This is a genomic window from Sphingomonas sp. Leaf231 (assembly GCF_001421995.1).
Classification (GTDB): domain Bacteria; phylum Pseudomonadota; class Alphaproteobacteria; order Sphingomonadales; family Sphingomonadaceae; genus Sphingomonas.
Genome location: NZ_LMLS01000004.1, coordinates 95,259 through 112,883, shown reverse-complemented (window position 1 = coordinate 112,883; position 17,625 = coordinate 95,259). Strand labels below are relative to the sequence as shown.

Sequence of the window (17,625 nt, the reverse complement as noted above, 5' to 3'; positions counted from 1 at the left end):
ATGACAAAAGGGGCGGCCTTGCGGGCCGCCCCTTGCTGTTACTTGCGGAGGCCGAGCTTGGCGATGAGCGCGACGTAGCGGTCACCGTCCTTCTTGCGGAGATAGTCGAGCAGCGAGCGCCGCTTGTTGACCATCATCAGCAGGCCGCGGCGGGAGTGGTTGTCCTTCGCGTGGCCCTTGAAATGCTCGGTCAGGTTCTTGATCCGCTCCGTCAGGATCGCGACCTGCACTTCCGGCGAACCGGTGTCGCCTTCGGCGCGGGCATGATCCTTGATGACTTCCTGACGGCGTTCTGCGGTGATCGTCATGTATCTTCCTTCGACATCTTACAGGTTGAAGCCGCGGACGACACGGACGAAGCCGCTTTCCACTTCCACCAGCGCGACGGGCGTACCGTCCAGCATGGCGAAACATGAGCCGTCGTCGGCGGCAATCCCGGCCAGAACGCGCCCTTGGCGGAGCGCCCCTGCCTGGTCGGGGTCGAGCGTCAGAGCCGGGATGTCGTCCAGCCCTGCACCCAATGGCAGGAGAGAATGTTCAAGGCTGCGCGCCTTAGCGATTTCGTCGAGTTTGTCCAGCGTAATCGCCTGCGTCAGGTCGAACGGCCCCGCCCTGGTACGTCGCAGGAGGGTGACGTGGCCCACCGTGCCGAGCCCCAGCGCGATGTCGCGCGCCAGGCTGCGGATGTATGTGCCCTTGCTGACATGCGCGGTGAGCGTGACGTCTTCCAGCGGAGCGTCCCGACGCTCCCCGCCGTGGCAAACCGTCAGGTCGTGCACCGTCACGTCGCGGGTCGCCAGCACCACCTCCTCGCCGGCGCGCGCCAGATCGTAGGCGCGCTGGCCATCGACCTTCAGCGCCGAATAGGCGGGAGGGACTTGCGCGATGGGGCCGGTGAACCGCGGCAGCAGCGCGTCGAGCGCTTCGCGGGTCGGTCGTACATCGCTGCGCGCGATTACCATCCCTTCACGGTCCAGCGTGTGGGTCTGCTCGCCGAACCGGATCGTGAAATCATAAACCTTGTCGCTGTCGAGCATACGCCCGGCGAGCTTCGTCGCCTCGCCGATCGCGATCGGCAACACGCCCGTCGCGAGCGGATCCAGCGTGCCGCCATGCCCGACCTTGAACTTGCCGTAGCCGCCGGTGCGCAGCGCGCGCTTGACCGCAGAAACGCCCTGCGTCGAGCCGAGCCCAAGCGGCTTGTCGAGGATCAGCCAGCCGTGCATCTCAACCACCGATCGCGCCGGCCAGTCCCAGATACCATGCCGCCAGCGCCTGCGCCGGCGGGGCGACCAGCCGCTGGACGATGTTCGCGCCCGGCACCAGCGACGGCAGGACGAGCAGCAGCACGATCAACAGCGGGAAGCCGAAGCGCGCCAGCTGATCCCAGCGTCGCGCCAGCCGTTCCGGCAACAGCCCGGCCACGACGTGCCCGCCGTCGAACGGGGGCAGCGGGATCAGGTTGAAGATCGCGAGGAAGACGTTGATGAGGACGAAGTTCAGCAGGTTGGCGGCGACGAAGGCGCTCAGGCTGCCCGGCGCGACGCCGTAGATATCGCGCGTGAACAGCCCCAGCAGCACGGCACCGATGAGCGCCAGGATCAGATTGGACCCCGGACCCGCCAGCGCCACCAGCATCATGTCGCGGCGCGGATGGGGCAGGCGGCTGGCGTCGACCGGCACCGGCTTGGCCCAACCGAACACCGGCGCCTTCGCGATGGCGAGCATCAGCGGCAGCACGACCGTGCCGATCGGATCGACGTGACGCAGCGGGTTCAACGACAGCCGGCGCTGTTCGTGCGCGGTCGGATCGCCGAGCGTGCGCGCTGCAAGGCCATGCGCGACTTCGTGAAAGACGATCGCGATCACCAGCGGGATGATCCAGATCGCCGCGGACCAGATGATGCCGTTGGGGTTCATGCCGGCCCAGATAGGGCAGGGGCGAGGGGAAGGCTAGGTGGCAGGGGCCATACGCCCGCCGTATCCGCTCCGGGCGGTATGGCTGGCTTGTCCGAATACGCGCGATACGGTCGCCCACCACATGCCTGTTTCGCGAAGCGAGGTCGTCAGGCGGGACCTCGGTATGATGCTTGCGCGTCGGCCGCAGCCAAGGCTGCCGAGAAATGCCGCCGGCACAGCGCGACATAGCGGTCGTTGCCGCCGATCTCGGTCTGCCGGCCCTCCGCAACCGGCGCGCCTGCGGCGTCGACGCGCAGGTTCATCGTCGCCTTGCGCCCGCATGCACAGACCGATTTGATCTCGACCAGCGCATCGGCGAGCGCCAGCAGCCGCGCCGATCCCTCGAACAGGGCGCCGCGAAAGTCGGTGCGCAGACCGTAAGCGAGGATCGGCATATCGTGCCGGTCCGCAAGACAGGCGAGTTGATCGACCTGCGGACCGGTAAGGAATTGCGCTTCGTCGACCAGCACGCAGGCGAGCGGCGTGTCGGCATGACGATGCAGCACGCAGGCGACGAGATCGGTGGCCGGATCGAACATCGTCGCGGGCGCGGATAACCCGATGCGCGAACTGATCGTCCCGGCTGCGGCGCGATCATCGATCGCCGCGGTGAAGAGCATGGTCGCCATGCCGCGCTCACGATAATTGAAGTCGGCCTGCAACAGGTTGGTCGATTTGCCCGCGTTCATGCTGGCGTAGTAGAAATAGAGCTTGGCCATCAGGCGGCTGATCCTGCGGCCGAGGTCAAGCGGTCGGCGCCGGTGCCGCGACGGACCGTGCCGGGCGCGCCCGACGTCGCGCACTCAGCCGCCGCGCCGGCTACGATCGACGCTTTGGCGTGGTCGCGCGCCGGCGAGATCATCTTGCGACGTTCGGGAGCATCGAAAGCGGCCTGAACATCAAGCGGCGACCCGTCCGAAGCGGCGAGGGCGGGCCGACGGTCCGCGAACCGGATCACCGCACCCGCCCATGATCGACCGACCCGATCCGCGCCTCGGCCGAAAATGTCATTCACTACAAAAGGTTGCGATGGGCGTGCGGCGACGTCAATCGTTCGCATCGTTCTCCAGATCGCGCGCGACCTCGGGGCGGCGGAGCAGCGCGTCGATGTGGCTCCCCTCGTCGAAGCTTTCGTCGGAGATGAACTTCAGCTTCGCGGCGTAGCGCATCTTGACGCGGGTCGCGACTTCGCGCTGGAGATAGGCGGTATTGGTGCGCAGCGCCTTGAGCACCGCTTCCTCGTCCTTGCCGAGCAACGGCTTCACGAACACCGTAGCATGGCGCAGGTCAGGCGACATGCGCACTTCGGTGACGCTGACCATGTGCGAGTTCAGCGTTTCGTCATGCACGTCGCCACGCGCGAGAACTTCCGACAGGATATGCCGGATCTGTTCGCCGACGCGCAGGGTGCGGACGGACTTTTCCTGGGGTTGATTCTGCATCACCCGACTCCCGTGGCGCATCGCCCCCCGTCACCGGTGGGCACCGGCCGCGGGAGCCGGTCCATGGCTCCCGCGGCGCGACATGCCGGCCCATGCCGGCACGACAGGTGTCCTTACAGCGTGCGCTCGCGCAATTCGACCTCGAAGGTTTCGAGATAGTCACCCGCCTTGATGTCGGTGAAGTTCTGCGTGAACGTGACACCGCACTCCAGCCCCGCACGCACTTCGGCGACATCGTCCTTGAAGCGACGCAGCGACGCGATCTCGCCGCTGTAGATGATGACGTCGTTGCGCGTGATGCGTGCCTTGAGCGCCTTGCGGATGACGCCCTCGGTAACCAGCAGACCCGCCGCGCGGCCGTGCTTGCCCGCGGAGAAGACCTCGCGGATTTCCGCACGCCCCACCACGGTCTCGAACGCTTCCGGCCCGAGCTCGCCCGCCATGCCGGCGCGGATCTCGTCGATCAGGTCGTAGATGACGTCGTAATATTTCAACGCCACCTTCTGCCGCTCGGCGATCTCGCGCGCCTTGGCATTGGCGCGAACGTGGAAGCCGATGATCGGTGCCCCCGATGCGCCTGCCAGCGTGACGTCGCTCTCGGTGATGCCACCCACGCCCGAGTGCAGCACCCGCGCCTTGATGAGATCGGTCGAGATCTTGTTGATCGACGCGACGATCGCCTCGACGGTGCCCTGCGTATCGGCCTTGACGACCAGCGGATATTCGATCGCCGCATTGGCCCGAAGCGCCGAGAACATGTTCTCGAGGCTGGTCGGTGCGGTCGTCGTACGCTTGGCCAGCACCACGCTCTGCCGATACTCGGCAACCTCGCGCGCACGCTGCTCGTTCTCGACCACCTGCAGCTGATCGCCGGCGGAAGGCGTGCCCGAAATGCCGAGCACCTCGACCGGCATCGACGGACCCGCTTCCTTGAGCTGGCGGCCCTTGTCGTCGACCAGTGCACGAACCTTGCCGCTTTCCGCGCCGACGACGAAGATGTCGCCGACCTTCAGCGTGCCGCGCGTGACCAGCATCGTGGCCACCGGGCCACGACCCTTGTCGAGCTTCGCCTCGATCACGCTGCCTTCGGCCGGGCGATCGGGGTTGGCGCGCAGGTCGAGCAACTCGGCCTGCAGCTGGATCTTCTCGATCAGCTCGTCCAGCCCGATCTTCTTCAAGGCCGACACTTCGACGTCCTGCGTCTCGCCGCCCATCATCTCGACCTGGATGTTATGCTCCAGCAAGCGCTCACGCACCCGCTGGGGGTTCGCATCATGCTTGTCGATCTTGTTGATCGCCACGATCATCGGCTTGCCCGCCGCCTTGGTGTGGTTGATCGCCTCGATCGTCTGCGGCATCAGACCGTCGTCGGCGGCCACGACCAGCACGACGATGTCGGTGACGTCGGCACCACGCGCGCGCATCTGCGTGAACGCTTCGTGGCCCGGCGTGTCGAGGAAGGTGATCTTCGACTTGTCCTTCAACGTCACCTGATAGGCGCCGATGTGCTGCGTGATGCCACCGGCCTCGCCGCGCACCACGTCGGTGCCGCGCAGCGCGTCGAGCAGGCTGGTCTTGCCGTGATCGACGTGGCCCATGATCGTAACGACGGGCGGACGCGTCTGAAGCGTCTCCACGGCGTCCTCGGTCGTGTCCATCACCAGATCGATGTCCGACGCGGATACGCGAACGATGTTGTGGCCGAATTCGGTCACCAGCAGCTCGGCGGTGTCCTGATCGATCGTCTGCGTCATCGTGACGGGCATGCCCATCTTGAACAGCGTCTTGACCAGATCGGCACCGCGTTCCGCCATACGGTTGGCGAGTTCCTGGACCGTGATCGCTTCCGGCACCTGCACGTCGCGGACCTGCTTGGCCTGCGGCTCGCGCGGGCCGCCGAAGCCACGCTTCTCCTTCTCGCGTGCCCGCTTCAGCGCGGCGAGGCTGCGCGCGCGGGCGCCATCTTCGTTGAGCGCACGGTTGACGGTCAGCTTGCCGCCGCGACGTTCGTCACCCTTGCGATCGCGTTGCTGCGGACGCGCGGGGGTGTTGTTGCGCGGCGTCGCCTGGCCGCTCGGCAGATTGCGCGAGGCCGAATTGCCACCGCCAGCAGCCGGGGCCGCCGCCGCGGGGGCCGGGGCAGCAGGCTTCGGCTCGGGCTTGGGCTGCGGCTTGGGGATTTCAGGACGGACGACCGGCGAGAAGCGGCGCGGGGCCGGCATCGACGGGTCGCGGCCCAGTTCGGGACGCGGCGCAGGTGTCGTCACCGGACGCGCGGACAGCGCCGGCTTGGGCGCAGGCCGGGCGGCGACCGGAGCCGGTGCGGGCGTCGCCGCCGGAGCCGGCGTCGGTGCGGACGCAGGCGTCGGTGCAGCCGTAGCGACAGGAGCCGGGGTCGGCTCCGCAGCCGGTGCGGGCTTTTCCGCGAACGGAGCGGGGGTCTCCATAACCGGCGCAGGAGCGGGCTGCTCAGCCACCGGCTCGGGCGCTGCGGGCGCTGCGGGCGCTGCGGGCGCAGCAGCCGGCTCCGGCGCCTTCGCCGGCTCGGCCTCGACACGTGCGCGCTCCTCGGTGCGACGACGCTCTTCGTCAGCGGCGCGCTGGCGTTCCGCATCCTCGCGACGACGGGCATCTTCCATCGTGTTCATGCGCTGCTCGTCGGCGTCGCGAAGCAGGCGCGCCTGCCGCTCCTGCGCCGTCTCGTTCGAGACCGGCGGGCGCGGCGCGGGACGCGCGGGTGCGGCGGCAACCGGTGCCGGCGTGGGCTCCGGTGCCGGTGCCGGCGTCGCATCCGGCGCGCCGCCCTGCGGACCGAGCACGCGGCGACGCTTCACCTCGACCACCACCGTATTGCTACGGCCGTGGCTGAAACTCTGCTTCACCTTGCCGGTCTCGACCGTGCGCTTCAGCCCCAATGGCTGCCGCATTCCGAGCTTCGGCTTGTCGTTGTCGGTCTCGCTCACTCAAATTCCTCGTGCAGTCTCACGGCCGGTGCGGGCCCGGCGGTGCCGGGCGCCGATGCGCCTTGCGCGGCCGTAGCGCAAGGTGCTGTGTATGGATCAGGGCCGATAAAGTGCAGCCAACGATCGAGCGCTTCGCTGAGTCGTTTGGCCGCCGCGCGGTCGATGACGCCGACGTGTACCACATTCTCGCGGCCCAGCGCCAACGACAATATGGGGCGCCCGACCGGCAACGCCAAGCCCCTCAGGTCACTTCCCTCGCGATCGGTGCCGACGCGCCATGCCTGCGCCAGCTTGCGACGGCCATCATCGGACGCGTCGGCGGCATGATACAGCGCGTGCAGCTTGCCCGAACGCGCCGCCGTTTCGATGCGCTCCGACCCGGTCAGCACGGATCCGCTGCGCGACTCGAGGCCCAGCCGGTCGAGCGCGTTGCGCTCCAGCGCGGCGGCGATCAATGCCGGCAGGTCGTCGGGGATGGTGAACTCGGCGGACTTGAACGCGCGCGCCAGTGCGCCACGCAATTTGCCCTTCGCGACCGCCTGGTCCAGCGTGTCGCGCGGCACACCGATCCACGCGCCGCGCCCCGGCGCCTTGGCGCGCACGTCGGGCAGCACGCGCCCGTCGGGGGCCAGCGCCAGCCGCACGAGGGCGGCGGGCGACGCGCGCTCGCGGGTCAGGATGCAGGAACGCTCGGGAGCGGCGGTCAGCGTCTCATCGCCGGGGTTCCGCATGAGCGTCTCCCCCGGCGGCCGGCGCATCGCGATCGGCAAGCAACTGCCCGCCCGCGCCGTAGTTTTGGGTGGACACTTCCTCGATCACGACCTGCACCGCGGCCGGGTTCTTGCCCAGCCGCGCGACCAGCGAGGACGTGACATCCGCCACGATCCCCGCCTTTTGTTCGCGCGTCGCCGCGCCCGCCAGTCGGATCGACACGAACGGCATCAGGCGTTCCGATCCTCCGGCTTTTCGGCTTCTTCGGCCTCGACGGACGTGTCGGCCTGATCGTCCGCGACGGGCAACTCGGCCTGATCGTCTGCGACGGGTGCGTCAGCCTGTTCGTCACCAGCAGCAGCATCCGCTTCCACCGCGGCTGCGACAGGCGCCGCAGCCGGCTCGTCGTCGAACCAGTGGGCGCGTGCGGCCATGATGATCTCGTTGCCCTGTTCGTCGCTCAGCCCGTACTCGCCCAGCACGCCGCCCTTGTTCTCGGGGCGGTCGGTGCGGCGCGGCGCGTCGTCGTTGCGGCGACGTGGCTCGGGGCGCTTCTTCTCGACCAGTTCGTCGGTTGCCAGATCGGCGAGATCGTCGAGCGTCTTGATGCCCTTCTTGCCCAGCGTCACCAGCATCGCTTCGGTCAGGTATGGCAGCTCGGCCAGCGCGTCCTCGACGCCCAGCGCCCGCCGCTCTTCGCGGTTGGCCTGCTCGCGGCGATCGAGCGCTTCCTGCGCGCGGCTCTGCAATTCCTGCGCGAGATCCTCGTCGAAGCCCTCGATACCGGCCAGTTCGTCCAGCTCGACATAGGCGACCTCTTCCAGCGCGCCGAATCCCTCGGCGACCATCAGCTGTGCCAGCGTTTCGTCGACGTCCAGCTCGTTCTGGAACGTCTCGGAATTCTTGACGAACTCCTGCTGACGCTTCTCGCTGGCGTCGGTTTCGGTCAGGATGTCGATCGCCTTGGCGGTCAACTGGCTGGCAAGGCGGACGTTCTGGCCACGGCGACCGATCGCCAGCGACAGCTGGTCGTCGGGCACCACCACCTCGATGCGATCCTCTTCCTCGTCGATCACCACGCGCGCGACGTTCGCCGGCTGCAACGCATTGACGACGAAGGTCGCGGTGTCGGGCGACCACGGGATGATGTCGATTTTTTCGCCCTGCATCTCCTGCACGACGGCCTGCACGCGGCTGCCCTTCATGCCGACGCATGCGCCGACCGGATCGATGCCGCTGTCATGGCTGATGACGCCGATCTTGGCGCGGCTGCCCGGATCGCGCGCGGCGGCCTTGATCTCGATGATGCCGTCGTAGATCTCGGGCACTTCCTGCGCGAACAGCTTCTTCATGAAGTCGGGGTGCGCGCGGCTGAGGAAGATCTGCGGTCCGCGGTTCTCGCGCACCACCTTCAGGATCAGCGAGCGGATGCGGTCGTTCACGCGCACCACTTCGCGCGGGATCTGTGCGTCGCGACGGATCACGCCCTCGGCGCGGCCCAGGTCGACGACGATGTGGCCGAACTCCACGCGCTTCACGACGCCGGTGATGATCTCGCCGGCGCGCTCCTTGTATTCCTCGTACTGGCGCTCGCGCTCGGCATCGCGGACCTTCTGGAAGATCGTCTGCTTGGCGGCCTGCGCCTGGATCCGGCCGAACTCGATCGGGGGCAGCGGGTCGACCAGATAGTCGCCGACGCTCGCGCCCGGCTGCAGCTTCTGCGCGCCGTCGACATCGACCTGCTTGTAGATGTCGTCGACCACCTCGACCACCTCGACCACGCGCCACAAGCGCAAGTCGCCGTTGTTGGCGTCCAGCTTGGCGCGGATGTCCATTTCCTGGCCGTATCGGGTACGCGCCGCACGCTGGATCGCATCTTCCATCGCCTCGACGACGATCGCCTTGTCGATCATCTTTTCCGAAGCGACCGAATTGGCGATCGCGATCAGCTCCGCACGGTTCGCGGTGACGCCGGTGGCCATCAGTGGATTTCCTCTTCTTCTTCCCCGTCCGCGGTCGTATCGGCGGAGGTGTCGTTAATCTCTTCGTCCGCGCCCTCCATCGAGAGCGGGACGGTGGCGTCGATCAGGCGATCGGTCAGCACCAGCTTGGCATCGGCGATCAGCGCGAATGGCACGTGCGCGATCACCCCGGTGCGCGGATGGCGGATCGCGATCAGGTTATCGCCGTCGATGCCTTCAAGATCGCCCTTGAACTGCTTCTGTCCGTCGACCGGCTCGGTCAACACGATGCGCGCTTCATGGCCGGTCCAGTCGGTGAAATCCTGCGGACGGGTGAGCGGGCGGTCGATGCCGGGCGACGACACCTCAAGCCGGTATGCACCCTCGATCGGGTCCTGCCCGGCCTCTTCCAGCGCGTCGAGCTTGTCCGACAGGCGGCGCGACAGCGTGGCGCAATCGTCGATCGTCAGCTGCCGGGTGTCCGGGCGCTCGGCCATCACCTGCAACGTACGCTCGTCGTCCTTGCCGAACAGGCGGACGCGCACCAGTGCGAAACCAAGTGCTTGCGCCTCGGGTTCGATCAGCCGGATCAGGGGAGTGATGTCGTTCAAATGCACCTTCCGCACATACGTTTGTTGCCGCCGCGGAGCAGGCCCCGCAGCCCCTTGCACCTCGCGATGTAAGAGAAAGCAAAGTTCATATAGCGCCACCGTCGTCGACCCGCAAGCGCGATACCGGCGTCAGGGGAACAATGGACCTGCCGCGGCTTTGTGGATCGAAACACAATCGAACAAGGAGTGCCGGGTTGGTCCATCGTCTTGCGTTCGTCGCGTTGGTGCTGAGCGCCGCCACCGCCTGCAATGGCGAGGAAGCGGCATCGTCACAGCCCGCTGCCGACGCGCCGACCGTGCCATCGGTGCCGGCGCCGACTCCGTCGCCGAGCGGCACGCCGGTGGCCGGAACGCCCTTCGCGCGTGCGGTGGTTGCCGATTTCGATGCGCCCTGGGCGATGACCTTCCTGCCCGACCGGCGCATGCTGGTCACCGAAAAGGCCGGGCAGATGTTGCTGGTCTCCGCTGATGGCGCGTCGCGGCGCACGATCGCGACTATCCCGGTCAGCGCGGCGGGGCAGGGCGGATTGATGGACGTGGTGATCGCGCCTGACTTCGCGACCAGCAAGCGCGTCTATTTCAGCTATTCCGCCGTCGGCACCGGCGGCAAGGGGGTGGTGCTGGCCCGCGGCACCCTGTCGGGCGCGGCCGGAGCGGAGCAGTTGACCGGGATCGAGACGCTGTATCGCGCCAGCCCGCAGGTCGATGGCGACGGACATTTCTCTGGCCGGGTCGCCTTCTCGCCGGACGGTCAGTACCTGTTCTTCACCGCGGGCGACCGGCAGAAGTTCACGCCTGCCCAGGACAAGACGGGATCGCTGGGCAAGGTGCTGCGACTCACCCCAGCCGGCACGGCGGCCCCCGGCAATCCGCTGGCGACGCAGGGGTTCCTGCCCGAGGTGTGGAGCTACGGCCATCGCAATCTTTTGGGTATCGCCTTCGATGCGCAGGGCAATCTGTGGGAGCAGGAGATGGGGCCCAAGGGCGGGGACGAGGTCAATCTGATCCTTCCCGGGCGCAATTACGGCTGGCCGAACGTGTCGAACGGATCGAATTACGATGGCACCGACATACCCGACCATGCGGCCGGCGACGGTTATGAAGCGCCCAGGGTCTGGTGGAACCCGGTGATCTCGCCCGGCGGGCTGATGATCTATTCCGGCGACCTGTTCCCACAATATAAAGGCGACGCTTTCATCGGCGGGTTGTCGTCGCAATCGCTGGTCCGCGTCGACCTGAACGGGACGAATGCCGCGAAGGGCGACCAATGGTCGCTCGGCGCGCGTATTCGCGAGGTCGAGCAAGGTCCAGAGGGCGCGATCTACGTGCTGGAAGATGGCGGCGATTCGCAAGGCCGCCTGCTGCGTTTGACGCCGGCGGCGTAAGCGGCGGCGCGCGCGGGGTGCCGGTGCGATGGCAGACCGGACACTCCGCTCGCGCCGAAGGTCGGGCCGAACGCCCACCCGGTATGTGCACCCTTGACGCTGCACCGCAGCATTGCCAGCTAGGCGACTAGCAGAACAAGCAGATATTCGGGGAACGCGCATGGCCACCGCCATTGCCGAGCGGCGCGATGCACCGGTCGGCATCATCCATTTGTCGCTGGCCGTCGGCGGTTTCGCGATCGGCACGACCGAATTCGCGACGATGAGCCTGTTGCCCGACATGGCGCGAGACCTGGGCGTCGACTCGCCCACCGCCGGTCACGTCATCAGCGCTTATGCACTCGGCGTGGTCGTCGGTGCGCCGTTGCTGGCGGTGCTGGGCGCGCGGATGGCGCGGCGGCACCTGCTGGTCGCGCTGATGACGTTGTTCGCCCTGGGGAACGCGCTGTCGGCGCTTGCCCCTACCTACGGGTGGATGATGTTGTTCCGCTTCATGGCGGGCCTGCCGCATGGTGCCTATTTCGGGATCGCGATGCTGGTCGCCGCCTCGCTGGTTGATCAGGGGCGGCGCACCCAGGCCGTGGCGCGCGTGATCCTGGGGCTGACCGTCGCGACGATCGTCGGTGTGCCGCTCGCGAATTTCATGGGACAGTTGATGGGCTGGCGATCGTGCTTCGTGGTGGTCGCCGGGCTGGCGGCGCTGACCGCTGCGCTGGTCGCGCTCGTGGCGCCGCGCGACCGGGGCGACCCCACCGCCAGCCCGTTGGCGGAGCTGAGCGCGCTGCGCCGGCCGCAAGTGTGGTTGACGCTCGGCATCGGCGCGATCGGGTTCGGCGGTTTGTTCGCAGTCTACACCTATCTTGCCGATACCATGGCGGCGGTGACGCAGGTCGGGCCGCGCATGGTGCCGTTCGCGCTGGCGGCATTCGGCGTCGGGATGACGGCGGGCAATCTGATCGTGCCGAAGTTCGCGGACCGCGCGCTGCTGCCGACGGCCGCGGCGATATTGGTGTGGAGCCTGATTGCGCTGCTGCTGTGGCCGCTGGCGGCGCAGCATATGGCAACGGTGCTGATCGCGATGGTGGCGATCGGGTTCGGCGGGGCGTTGGGCACCGTGCTCCAGACGCGGCTGATGGACGTGGCGGGCGATGCGCAGTCGCTGGCGGCGGCGTTGAACCATTCGGCGTTCAACACCGCCAACGCGCTCGGCCCATGGCTGGGCGGGATGGCGATCGCCGGCGGTTACGGCTGGACCTCGACCGGCCCGGTCGGTGCGGTGCTGGCACTATGCGGCCTCGCGGTGTTGGCCGCTTCGTGGCTGCTTCAGCGCCGCACCGACGCGCGCGCTACATGACGATGCCCGGCTTCGCCTCGGCGATCGCGGCCAGCACCATACGCTCCCAGACCGCGACGTCGCCCGCCGCGGCCATCGCCGGGCTGGGCGCGCGCATCGTATGCAGGACCGCGATCGCATCGTCCCGGTGAGCCTTCCACTGCGCATCGACCAGCGCGCTGGCCGATTCGGTGGTGCCGTGGCCGTTGGCGCTTAGATGTTGCGCGGCGAGCACCCGCGCGATCCGTTCGACGACGGGCGAAGTGGCGGTGTCCATATCGTTCTCCTTGGCTCCTGCGATGGCTAACGTTCCGCAGGCGTGACGGCTCCACTTCCGCGATTGACTCGATGGACGGCTGGCGTAGAGGACGTCTGGTCGATGCCGGGTGACCGGCATACGCAGGCGCGGGAGAGCGCGGCGGCCTTCAAGGCCATCAGCCGCCGCCGAAGGAGCAACCACCCCGGAATCTCTCAGGCAGCAGGGACCGCGCCGGCATATCGACACTCTGGAAAGCGGCGCGCGGCTCCTGCCACGCGCCCACCGAAGGGGTAACTCGCCCAGGCGAGGAAAGCTCTCAGGTCCCGTGACAGAGGGGGAAACCGGATCGTGGGGAAGCCTTTCCCCGCTCGACCGGCCCTTTGCGACGGAAGACCAAGACGATGAGCGACGCCCACGCCACCCAAGAAGACGATGGTTTCGAGCCGCTCGAAATCCTGACGCTGCCGCTCGATGCATGGCATCGCGCGCGGGGCGGGCGGATGGTCGAGTTCGCCGGTTATCACATGCCCGTCCAGTACGAAGGCATCATGGCCGAGCATCTGTGGACGCGCGAGAACGCCGGCCTGTTCGATGTCAGCCATATGGGGCAGCTGAACATCACCGGCCCGAACGTCGCTACTGCGCTGGAGGCGTTGATGCCCGCCGCTATCCACGACGCGCCACTGAACAAGGCGCGGTATTCGCTGCTGCTGAACGACGACGGCGGCGTGCTCGACGACCTGATGCTGACGCCGCTGGGCGACGATCGCATCTACATGGTCGTCAACGGTGCGACCAAATATGACGATGTCGCGCACATGATCGAGCATCTGCCCGACGACGTGACCCTCAACATGATGGAGGATCACGCCCTGCTCGCCGTCCAGGGGCCCAAGGCGGTCGAGGCGGTCGCGCGGCTGGTGCCGGGGATTGCGGCGCTGACCTTCATGCAGGCGGGCGCGTTCGAGTGGAACGGCCACGAATTGTGGATCAGCCGTTCCGGCTACACCGGCGAGGACGGCGTCGAGATGTCGGTGCCGGCCGAGGCGGTGGAGGCATTCGCCGACGCACTGGCCGCGCAGCCCGAGATCCGGCCGATCGGGCTGGGCGCGCGCGACTCGCTGCGTCTGGAAGCGGGCTTGCCGCTCTACGGCCACGATCTCGATCCGCAGACCACGCCGGTTCAGGCGGATCTCGGCTTCGCGCTGTTCAAGCGCCGGCGCGAGGCCGCCGACTTCCCCGGTGCCACGCGCATCCTGGCCGAGCGGGAGGATGGCCCCGCCGTCAAGCGCGTCGGACTGGTGATCGAGGGGCGTCAGCCGGTGCGCGAGGGCGCGGACGTCGTCGATGCATCCGGCGTGGTCGTCGGCCGGGTCACGAGCGGCGGGTTCGCGCCGACCGTCGGATTGCCGATCGCGATGGCTTATGTCCCCGCCGCCGATGCGGTGCCGGGGCAGGTCGTCACCCTTTCGCAGCGTGGCAAGACGCACCGCGCCACCGTCACCACGATGCCGTTCGTTCCCCACCGGTACTTCCGAGGAGTGAAGTAAGATGAGCCGTTATTTCACCGAAGATCATGAGTGGATCGATGTCGAGGGCGACACCGGTACGGTCGGGATCAGCGATTATGCGCAAAGCCAGCTTGGCGACATCGTGTTCGTCGAGGTGCCCGATGCGGGCCGTTCGCTGGGCAAGGGCGACGAAGCGGCCGTGGTCGAAAGCGTGAAGGCCGCGTCGGACGTATATTCGCCGGTGTCCGGTAACGTCGTGGAGGGCAATCCGGCGCTGACCGACGAACCGGCGCTGGTGAACAGCGATCCGGAAGGTGAGGGCTGGTTCTTCAGGATCACGCTGTCGGATGCGTCCGAGCTGGACGCGCTGATGGACGAAACTGCCTACGCCGCCTTCGTCGGCAAGCTCTAAAACACCGCCGTCATGCCGGCCACCGCCGGCATCCCGTGCCGCATGCGCGACCTCACCGGGGACGCATCTGCGGCACGGGACTCCGGCCCGGCCGGGGTGACGGTTCTTGGGAAGACCGTCATGCGCTACCTGCCCCTTACCGCCACTGATCGCCGCGAGATGCTGGCCGTGGTCGGCGCGTCGTCGATCGACGAATTGTTCGCCGACGTTCCCGAAGCCGCGCGGCTCGACGGCCCGATCCACGACCTGCCGATGCATGCCAGCGAACTGGCGGTGGAGCGCCACATGGCCGCGCTCGCCCGCAAGAACACGGTCGCGGGTGAAGTGCCGTTCTTCCTGGGCGCGGGTGCATATCGCCACCATGTGCCCGCCAGCGTCGATCATCTGATCCAGCGCGGCGAGTTCCTGACCGCCTACACGCCCTATCAGCCGGAAATCGCGCAGGGCACGCTTCAGATGCTGTTCGAGTTCCAGACGCAGGTCGCCGCGCTGCTCGGCACCGACGTTGCGAACGCCAGCATGTACGACGGTTCGACCGCCTGCTGGGAAGCGATCGGGATGGCGCGACGGATCACGCGGCGCGGCAAGGCGATCCTGTCGGGCGGGCTGCATCCGCATTACGTCTCCGTCGCAAAGACGATGGCCAAATACACCGGCGACGCGCTGGACGTGGCGGTGCCGGCGCTGACCGCGGAGACCGACGTCGACACGCTGATCGCGAAAATCGACGAAGATACGTCGTGCGTGGTCGTGCAATATCCGGACATCCTCGGGCGCATCGCGGATCTGACCCCGCTGGCGGAAGCGTGTCATGCGAAGAAGGCGCTGTTGATCGCGGTCGTGACCGAGCCGGTCGCGCTGGGCGCGTTGCGCTCCCCGGGCGAGATGGACGCCGACATCGTCGTCGGTGAGGGGCAGTCGCTGGGCGTCGGCCTGCAATTCGGCGGTCCCTACGTCGGCCTGTTCGGTTGCAAGGAGAAATACGTCCGCCAGATGCCCGGCCGGTTATGCGGGCAGACCGTGGATGCGGAGGGGCGGCGCGGCTTCGTGCTGACGCTGTCCACGCGTGAGCAGCATATTCGCCGTGAAAAGGCGACCAGCAACATCTGCACGAATTCGGGGCTTTGCGCGCTGGCTTTCTCGATCCACATGACCCTGCTGGGCGAGGCGGGGCTGCGCCGGCTCGCGGCGCTGAACCATGCGGGCGCGTGTCGTGCGGCGGCGCGGCTGGCGACGGTGCCGGGCGTGCGCGTCGTCAACGACACGTTCTTCAACGAGTTCACGCTCGACATCGGGCAGGAGGCGCGGCCGGTGGTGCGCGCGCTGGCCGATCGCGGCGTGCTGGCGGGCGTATCGCTAGGGCGGCTGTATCCGACCGAGGCGTTGCTTGGAAACGGGCTGATCGTCGCCGTGACAGAGACGGTGACCGACGAGGATATCGAGGCGCTGGCGACCGCGCTTCAGGAGGCACTGGCATGAGCATCAACGCAAGCGGCTGGAAGCCCACGTCGCCGGTCGCGGGTGGCAACGCCGCTCCGACCTTCACCGGCAACAAGGCGCTGATGCTGGAAGAGCCGCTGATCTTCGAGATCGGCTCCACCGAAACCACCGGCGTCGATTTCGCCGGAGGTGACGTGGCCGGATCGCGGCTGGGCGACCTGACGCGCACGGCGCCGATCGGGCTGCCCGGTCTGTCCGAGCAGGAGACGGTGCGCCATTACACCCGGCTCAGCCGGCAGAATTACGCGATCGACCTGGGGCTGTTCCCGCTCGGTTCGTGCACGATGAAGCACAATCCGCGCCTGAACGAAAAAGTGGCGCGGATGCCGGGCTTTGCCGACGTCCACCCGCTCCAGCCGGTGGATACCGTGCAGGGCGCGCTGGGCGTCATCAACGAACTGGCGGTGTGGCTCATCAAGCTGACCGGCATGCACGGCGTCGCGATGTCGCCGAAGGCCGGCGCGCATGGCGAACTGTGCGGCATATTGGCGATCAAGGCCGCGCTGGAGAAACGCGGCGAGGGCCATCGCAAGGTCGTGCTGGTGCCGGAAAGCGCCCACGGCACGAATCCCGCGACCGCCGCTTTCGCCGGTTTCACGGTGGAGGACATTCCCGCCAACGCCGACGGCCGGGTGGACACCGCGGCGCTGGAGGCGCGGCTGGGGCCGGACGTGGCGGCGGTGATGATCACCAACCCCAACACCTGCGGCCTGTTCGAGCGCGATCTGAAGCGCATTTCGGACGCGGTCCATGCGGCGGGCGGCTACGTCTATTGCGACGGCGCGAACTTTAACGCGATCGTCGGACGCGTGCGGCCGGGCGATCTCGGCGTCGACGCCATGCACATCAACCTGCACAAGACCTTCTCCACCCCCCATGGCGGGGGAGGGCCGGGTTCGGGGCCGGTGGTGCTGTCGGAGGCGCTGGCCCCGTTCGGCCCGTTGCCGTTCACCGCACGGATGGCCGATGGCCACATCCAGTTGATCGAGGAAGAGACCGCGGGCGACGATCACCCCGACACGTTCGGGCGGATGGTCGCCTTCCACGGGCAGATGGGCATGTTCACCCGCGCGCTCGCCTACATCCTCAGCCACGGTGCCGATGGTCTGAAGCAGGTGGCCGAGGATGCGGTGCTCAACGCCAATTACGTGCTGCGTTCGCTGGAGGACGTGCTGGACGCACCGTTCGCGGGTGCCGGGCCATGCATGCACGAGGCGATCTTCTCGGATAAGGGCTTCGCGGCGGGCTTTTCGACGATCGACGCGGCCAAGGGGCTGATCGACGAGGGGTTCCACCCGATGACGATGTACTTCCCGCTGGTGGTGCACGGCGCGATGCTGGTCGAGCCGACCGAAACGGAGAGCCGCGCCGCGCTCGACCAGTTCATCGGCGCGCTGCGATCGGTGGCGGAACGGGCGAAGGCGGGTGATCCGTCGCTCAAGACCGCGCCGCATTTCGCCCCCCGCGCTCGCCTCGACGAGACGCTGGCGGCGCGCAAGCCGATCCTGACGTGGAAGCCGCCGGTTCAGCAGGCCGAGGCAGCGGAGTAAGCGGAAGCCGTCATCGCGGGCGTGGCGG

17 protein-coding genes and 2 riboswitches are annotated in these 17,625 nt (G+C 67.7%); of the genes, 6 read left to right on the top strand and 11 right to left on the bottom strand.

From position 1 onward, the window contains the following. Nucleotides 1-38: 38 nt before the first annotated feature. The 10 genes from rpsO to rimP all read right to left on the bottom strand — a co-directional run bounded on the left by rpsO (nt 39) and on the right by rimP (nt 9,662). Nucleotides 39-308: a 30S ribosomal protein S15 gene (gene rpsO / locus ASE95_RS13545; RefSeq protein WP_022686230.1), complete on the bottom strand. Its 270-nt coding sequence runs from the start codon at nt 306-308 to the stop codon at nt 39-41. 18 nt (nt 309-326) lie between these two features. Further along, on the bottom strand, nt 327-1,226 hold the full coding sequence (gene truB, locus ASE95_RS13540; protein ID WP_056637202.1) for a tRNA pseudouridine(55) synthase TruB: 900 nt from the start codon (nt 1,224-1,226) through the stop codon (nt 327-329). A gap of 1 nt (nt 1,227) precedes the next feature. Then, complete coding sequence (locus ASE95_RS13535; RefSeq protein ID WP_056637199.1) at nt 1,228-1,920, bottom strand: site-2 protease family protein; 693 nt, start codon at nt 1,918-1,920, stop codon at nt 1,228-1,230. A 146-nt stretch (nt 1,921-2,066) separates the two neighbouring features. Further along, on the bottom strand, nt 2,067-2,678 hold the full coding sequence (locus tag ASE95_RS13530; RefSeq protein ID WP_056637196.1) for a thymidine kinase: 612 nt from the start codon (nt 2,676-2,678) through the stop codon (nt 2,067-2,069). Between the two features lie 327 nt (nt 2,679-3,005). After that, the gene (gene rbfA / locus ASE95_RS13520; RefSeq protein WP_200918834.1) at nt 3,006-3,401 is read right to left on the bottom strand and encodes a 30S ribosome-binding factor RbfA; all 396 of its coding nucleotides are present in this window, start codon (nt 3,399-3,401) and stop codon (nt 3,006-3,008) included. 113 nt (nt 3,402-3,514) lie between these two features. Beyond that, nucleotides 3,515-6,364 carry a translation initiation factor IF-2 gene (gene infB / locus ASE95_RS13515; protein WP_056637187.1) on the bottom strand — a complete coding sequence of 950 codons (2,850 nt, stop codon included), beginning with the start codon at nt 6,362-6,364 and terminating at the stop codon, nt 3,515-3,517. Further along, complete coding sequence (locus tag ASE95_RS13510; RefSeq protein WP_156348042.1) at nt 6,361-7,095, bottom strand: DUF448 domain-containing protein; 735 nt, start codon at nt 7,093-7,095, stop codon at nt 6,361-6,363. The genes infB and ASE95_RS13510 overlap by 4 nt, the downstream gene beginning before the upstream one ends. Next, nucleotides 7,076-7,306: a tautomerase family protein gene (locus ASE95_RS13505; RefSeq protein ID WP_056637185.1), complete on the bottom strand. Its 231-nt coding sequence runs from the start codon at nt 7,304-7,306 to the stop codon at nt 7,076-7,078. The genes ASE95_RS13510 and ASE95_RS13505 overlap by 20 nt, the downstream gene beginning before the upstream one ends. Further along, nucleotides 7,306-9,057, bottom strand: a complete 1,752-nt coding sequence (gene nusA / locus ASE95_RS13500; RefSeq protein ID WP_082450143.1) for a transcription termination factor NusA — start codon at nt 9,055-9,057, stop codon at nt 7,306-7,308. The genes ASE95_RS13505 and nusA overlap by 1 nt, the downstream gene beginning before the upstream one ends. After that, nucleotides 9,057-9,662 carry a ribosome maturation protein RimP gene (rimP, locus tag ASE95_RS13495; protein ID WP_235528327.1) on the bottom strand — a complete coding sequence of 202 codons (606 nt, stop codon included), beginning with the start codon at nt 9,660-9,662 and terminating at the stop codon, nt 9,057-9,059. The genes nusA and rimP overlap by 1 nt, the downstream gene beginning before the upstream one ends. 179 nt (nt 9,663-9,841) lie before the next feature. Here rimP and ASE95_RS13490 point away from each other — a divergent pair, with 179 nt between their 5' ends. Further along, complete coding sequence (locus ASE95_RS13490) at nt 9,842-11,032, top strand: PQQ-dependent sugar dehydrogenase (protein ID WP_443025460.1); 1,191 nt, start codon at nt 9,842-9,844, stop codon at nt 11,030-11,032. Between the two features lie 160 nt (nt 11,033-11,192). Then, the gene (locus tag ASE95_RS13485; protein ID WP_056637182.1) at nt 11,193-12,386 is read left to right on the top strand and encodes an MFS transporter; all 1,194 of its coding nucleotides are present in this window, start codon (nt 11,193-11,195) and stop codon (nt 12,384-12,386) included. Here ASE95_RS13485 and ASE95_RS13480 read toward each other — a convergent pair. After that, entirely contained in the window at nt 12,379-12,642 is a 264-nt protein-coding gene (locus tag ASE95_RS13480) for a hypothetical protein (protein ID WP_056637179.1), read from the bottom strand. The genes ASE95_RS13485 and ASE95_RS13480 overlap by 8 nt on opposite strands. A 119-nt stretch (nt 12,643-12,761) precedes the next feature. Further along, a riboswitch (glycine riboswitch) is annotated at nt 12,762-12,863 on the top strand. Next, nucleotides 12,864-12,966: riboswitch (glycine riboswitch) on the top strand. A gap of 59 nt (nt 12,967-13,025) precedes the next feature. On the opposite strand from ASE95_RS13480, the gene gcvT reads away from it, so the two are divergent. From gcvT to gcvPB, 4 genes are all read left to right on the top strand, one after another. Then, nucleotides 13,026-14,174, top strand: a complete 1,149-nt coding sequence (gene gcvT / locus ASE95_RS13475) for a glycine cleavage system aminomethyltransferase GcvT (RefSeq protein ID WP_056637756.1) — start codon at nt 13,026-13,028, stop codon at nt 14,172-14,174. 1 nt (nt 14,175) lies between these two features. Next, nucleotides 14,176-14,547: a glycine cleavage system protein GcvH gene (gene gcvH / locus ASE95_RS13470; protein WP_056637176.1), complete on the top strand. Its 372-nt coding sequence runs from the start codon at nt 14,176-14,178 to the stop codon at nt 14,545-14,547. A gap of 120 nt (nt 14,548-14,667) precedes the next feature. Then, a complete protein-coding gene (gcvPA, locus tag ASE95_RS13465) occupies nt 14,668-16,026 on the top strand; it encodes an aminomethyl-transferring glycine dehydrogenase subunit GcvPA (protein ID WP_056637754.1) in 1,359 nt (452 codons plus the stop codon). Continuing rightward, a complete protein-coding gene (gene gcvPB / locus ASE95_RS13460; RefSeq protein ID WP_056637173.1) occupies nt 16,023-17,597 on the top strand; it encodes an aminomethyl-transferring glycine dehydrogenase subunit GcvPB in 1,575 nt (524 codons plus the stop codon). Before gcvPA ends, gcvPB begins: the two co-directional genes overlap by 4 nt. Nucleotides 17,598-17,625 lie beyond the last annotated feature (28 nt).

Excerpts from the sequence above, each read along its gene's own strand:
- truB (WP_056637202.1), bottom strand. The coding sequence starts at position 1,226 with ATGCACGGCTGGCTGATCCTCGACAAGCCGCTTGGGCTCGGCTCGACG.
- gcvPA (WP_056637754.1), top strand. The coding sequence starts at position 14,668 with ATGCGCTACCTGCCCCTTACCGCCACTGATCGCCGCGAGATGCTGGCC.
- ASE95_RS13480 (WP_056637179.1), bottom strand. The coding sequence starts at position 12,642 with ATGGACACCGCCACTTCGCCCGTCGTCGAACGGATCGCGCGGGTGCTC.
- gcvT (WP_056637756.1), top strand. The coding sequence starts at position 13,026 with ATGAGCGACGCCCACGCCACCCAAGAAGACGATGGTTTCGAGCCGCTC.
- nusA (WP_082450143.1), bottom strand. The coding sequence starts at position 9,057 with ATGGCCACCGGCGTCACCGCGAACCGTGCGGAGCTGATCGCGATCGCC.
- ASE95_RS13530 (WP_056637196.1), bottom strand. The coding sequence starts at position 2,678 with ATGGCCAAGCTCTATTTCTACTACGCCAGCATGAACGCGGGCAAATCG.
- gcvPB (WP_056637173.1), top strand. The coding sequence starts at position 16,023 with ATGAGCATCAACGCAAGCGGCTGGAAGCCCACGTCGCCGGTCGCGGGT.
- ASE95_RS13485 (WP_056637182.1), top strand. The coding sequence starts at position 11,193 with ATGGCCACCGCCATTGCCGAGCGGCGCGATGCACCGGTCGGCATCATC.
- gcvH (WP_056637176.1), top strand. The coding sequence starts at position 14,176 with ATGAGCCGTTATTTCACCGAAGATCATGAGTGGATCGATGTCGAGGGC.
- ASE95_RS13505 (WP_056637185.1), bottom strand. The coding sequence starts at position 7,306 with ATGCCGTTCGTGTCGATCCGACTGGCGGGCGCGGCGACGCGCGAACAA.
- ASE95_RS13535 (WP_056637199.1), bottom strand. The coding sequence starts at position 1,920 with ATGAACCCCAACGGCATCATCTGGTCCGCGGCGATCTGGATCATCCCG.
- rpsO (WP_022686230.1), bottom strand. The coding sequence starts at position 308 with ATGACGATCACCGCAGAACGCCGTCAGGAAGTCATCAAGGATCATGCC.
- ASE95_RS13510 (WP_156348042.1), bottom strand. The coding sequence starts at position 7,095 with ATGCGGAACCCCGGCGATGAGACGCTGACCGCCGCTCCCGAGCGTTCC.
- rbfA (WP_200918834.1), bottom strand. The coding sequence starts at position 3,401 with ATGCAGAATCAACCCCAGGAAAAGTCCGTCCGCACCCTGCGCGTCGGC.